General features: G+C 71.5%; 2 protein-coding genes and 1 pseudogene. 1 reads left to right on the top strand and 2 read right to left on the bottom strand.

Annotated features, from left to right (window positions below):
* Both DQW06_RS24970 and DQW06_RS24975 read right to left on the bottom strand, forming a co-directional pair.
* Positions 1-455, bottom strand: a pseudogene (locus DQW06_RS24970) (transketolase); the annotation flags it as partial.
* Between the two features lie 83 nt (positions 456-538).
* Positions 539-1519 (bottom strand): 4-(cytidine 5'-diphospho)-2-C-methyl-D-erythritol kinase, encoded by a 981-nt coding sequence (locus DQW06_RS24975; RefSeq protein ID WP_117199426.1) that lies wholly within the window; start codon positions 1517-1519, stop codon positions 539-541.
* 262 nt (positions 1520-1781) lie between these two features.
* Here DQW06_RS24975 and DQW06_RS24980 point away from each other — a divergent pair.
* Positions 1782-2686, top strand: a 905-nt coding sequence (locus tag DQW06_RS24980; protein WP_157983596.1) for a serine/threonine-protein kinase, incomplete at its 3' end; no start/stop codon positions are given.

Genomic DNA, 2686 nt, shown 5'->3' on the forward strand with positions numbered 1-2686 from the left:
TCGCCGTCGCCGACGAGCACCACGACGCGGGGTTCGGTCCCGTCGGAGCGGCGGACGCCCTGGGCGCGCAGGCCGAGCGCGCTGCCCAGGCCCAGGGGCAGCCCGTGGCCGAGCGACCCGCTGCCGATCTCCGCGCCCGGCACGAGCAGCCGGTCCGGGTGGTGGCCGAGCGGTGAGTCGAAGGCGGTCCAGCCGCGCAGCGTCGGCACGTCCAGGAAGCCCTTGGCCGCGAGCACGGCGTAGAAGGCGGCGGGGCCGTGCCCCTTGGAGAGCAGGAACCGGTCCCGTGCGGGATCGTCGGCGGTCTCGGGGGTGACGGACAGCACACGGTCGTAGAGCACCCACACGATGTCGAGTGTCGAGTGGGCCGCCCCGTTGTGCTTCTCGTCACCCTCCATGAGTCCGATGAGGGCCGGCAGGTCGGCGTAGCGCGAGAGAGCGGTTGCGGTGGTCATGTCCACCAGTGTTGAACCTCAACAATGGTTGAGGTCAACTGGCGCGAGCCCCCTCCGGCCGGGAAAGGCAGAAGTGATTTACGTCACAGGACGGTGGCCCCGGGGACGTCCCCGTACGCCGTCACGACCTGTTCGCACAGCCCGCTGCCCTCCAGCGCCGCCACCACCGCGGCCTCCCGCTCCGCGACGACCGACTCCCGCTCGGCGCCGCCGCCGACCAGGAAGGCGCAGGTCGGACCGGACCCCGACACCAGGGAGCCCAGCGCCCCCGCACCGGCGCCGGTCTTGAGGGTGCGCTCCAGCTCGGGCAGCAGCGAGAGCGCGGCCTCCTGGAGATCGTTGGTCAGCACGGCTCCCAGGGCCGCCGGGTCGCCGCCGGCGAGCGCGTCGGCCAGCCCCCGGTCCAGCAGGGGCTCGGGGGCGTCCGGGCGGATGCGGTCGTACTCGGCGAACACGCTGGCCGTGGACAGGCCGTGCGGCGACAGGGCGAAGACCCAGCGGAACCTTCCCGGACTGGTCATCGGCCGCAGGACCTCCCCGCGCCCCATGCCCACCGCGGTGGCGCCCAGCAGCGCGAAGGGGACGTCGCTGCCCAGGTCGGCCGCGTACCCGAGCAGTTCCTCCAGCGGCAGGCCGCAGCCCCACAGACGGTCGCAGGCCAGCAGGGCGGCCGCGGCGTCCGCGCTGCCCCCGGCCATGCCGCCCGCCACCGGGATGTTCTTGTCCAGGTGGACCGTGACGGGGAGGCCCCGGCCGGTCCGCTCCGCCAGCAGGGTCACCGCGCGCGCGGCCAGGTTGGACCCGTCCAGGGGCACCCGGGACAAGTGGGACCCCAGCGCGCCGCCCGCGGTCAGTCCGGCGAAGGCTTCGGCGGCCGATCCGACACCGCCGGGCGGGCTCGGTCGGCGCGAGGAAGCCGCCTGGACGGTAACCTCATCGAACAGCGAGACGGCGTGGAACACGTTGACGAGGTCGTGGAACCCGTCCTCACGTCTGGGCCCCACCGCCAACTGGAGGTTCACCTTCGCGGGGACCCGCACGGTTACGGTGGTATTAACGGTCACGAGTCCCCAATCGTAAAGGAACCCCCACCTTGCGTGAACACAGTGCCCTGCGGGGGCTCCGGTGTGTTCACCGCCTCCCGTCGGCGCGTACGCCGTCAGAGGAAAACGGGAACCCCGGACGCGGTTCGGGGATCGTCACCACTGTCATGTCAGTTTCCGCCCGCCCCCAGAACGGCCCAATCAGGCCCGTGAGTGGGAATCCGGGCACAAACACCGCTACCTTGGGGCAAGGCGGAGTTTGGACACCGTCGGGGAGGGTCGCTTGCCGTCGGATGGGCTCCCGAAGAACCTGGAACCGCTGGCCGCCGGGGATCCGGCCACCATCGGTCCCTACGTGCTGTCCGGGAAGCTGGGTAGCGGCGGCATGGGAACCGTCTACCTGGGCAGCACTCCCGAGCGCAACAACCAGGTAGCCATCAAGGTCATCCGCCCGGAGCTCGCCTTCGACGAGGCGACGCGGGCGCGCTTTCGCGACGAGATGGAGAACGCCCGCAAGGTCGCCTCCTTCTGCACCGCCAAGGTGCTCGACCACGGGACGTTCGAGAACCGTCCCTACATGGTCACCGAGTACATCGCGGGCACCGCCCTGGCCGAGCACATCGCCGAGAACGGTCCGCTGGACTCCTCGACGCTGCACGGCTTCGCACTGGGCGTGGCGGCCGCCCTGGCCGCCATCCACCGCACCGGGCTGGTCCACCGCGACCTCAAGCCCGCCAACGTGCTGCTGTCGCTCTCGGGGCCCCGGGTGATCGACTTCGGCATCGCCCGCGCGATGAACACCGCCACCAACCACACCCAGACCGGCATCGTCATGGGCAGCCCCGGCTGGATGGCTCCCGAGCAGCTGCTGGAGGAGAAGGTCACCACCTCGGCGGACATCTTCGCCTGGGGCTGCCTGGTGGCCTTCGCCGGGAACGGCACCCACCCCTTCGGCAACGGCGACGCCATGACATTGGGCAAGCGGGTGCTGTTCGCCGAACCCCAGATCGGCAACCTGATCAGCCCCCTGGACCGCCTGGTGACGCGCGCGCTGGCCAAGGAGCCGGGCCGCCGCCCCACCGCCCAGGACCTGCTGTTGGAGCTGGCGGGCGGCGAGGACAACAGCAACCCCAACGACATGGTGTCCCACGCGCTGCACCAGTCGTGGCGGCCCAACCTGCCCCCGAT

This window comes from Nocardiopsis sp. TNDT3 (assembly GCF_003427465.1).
In the GTDB taxonomy this organism is placed as follows: domain Bacteria; phylum Actinomycetota; class Actinomycetes; order Streptosporangiales; family Streptosporangiaceae; genus Nocardiopsis; species Nocardiopsis dassonvillei.